Raw genomic sequence first — 753 nt, forward strand, 5'->3', positions numbered from 1 at the left:
CGTGCTGCCGGGCCTGGGCCGCAAGGACGAGATCGGCGAGATGGCCGGTGCGGTCGAAGAATTCAAGGTGCAGGCCGTGGCCAAGGCCGAGCGCGACGCCGCCGCCAACGAGGCCCAGAACAAGGAAGCAAGCGCTGCTCGCCGCTCCGAACTGATTCGTTTCGCCGACGATTTCGAAAGCGCGGTCGGTGCCATCGTCTCCAACGTCTCGGCGTCCGCCGTGCAGCTGGAATCGGCGGCCTCGACGCTGACCCGCACCGCCGAGACCACGCAGAGCCTGTCGAGCCAGGTCGCCGACGTCTCCGAGCAGGCCTCCAGCAACATGCAGTCGGTGGCGACCGCGACGGAAGAGCTCTCGGCCTCGGTCGAGGAGATCGGCCGCCAGGTACGCGATTCCAGCCGCATTGCCGAAAACGCCGTGGTGCAGGCAAAGGAGACCGACAATCGCATCGGCAAGCTCTCGCATGCCGCCCAGCAGATCGGCGAAGTGGTCAAGCTGATCACGGCGATCGCCGAGCAGACCAATCTTCTGGCGCTCAACGCGACCATCGAAGCGGCACGCGCCGGTGAAGCCGGCCGCGGCTTTGCCGTCGTGGCCAGCGAAGTGAAGTCGCTGGCGAGCCAGACCGCGAAGGCCACCGACGAGATCTCCTCGCACATCACGGGCATGCAGGGCGCCACCGCCGAGTCGGTTGCGGCGATCAAGGAGATCGGTGCGACCATCGGCCAGATCTCGTCGATCTCGACGTCGAT

At 66.7% G+C, this 753-nt stretch carries 1 protein-coding gene; it reads left to right on the forward strand.

Features of this window, described 5'->3' with window-relative positions:
• Window positions 1–753, forward strand: a 753-nt coding sequence (locus FXB41_RS40390) for a methyl-accepting chemotaxis protein (protein ID WP_246649638.1), incomplete at both ends; no start/stop codon positions are given.

The sequence above is a fragment of the Bradyrhizobium canariense genome (genome assembly GCF_019402665.1).
Classification (GTDB): Bacteria; Pseudomonadota; Alphaproteobacteria; order Rhizobiales; family Xanthobacteraceae; genus Bradyrhizobium; species Bradyrhizobium canariense.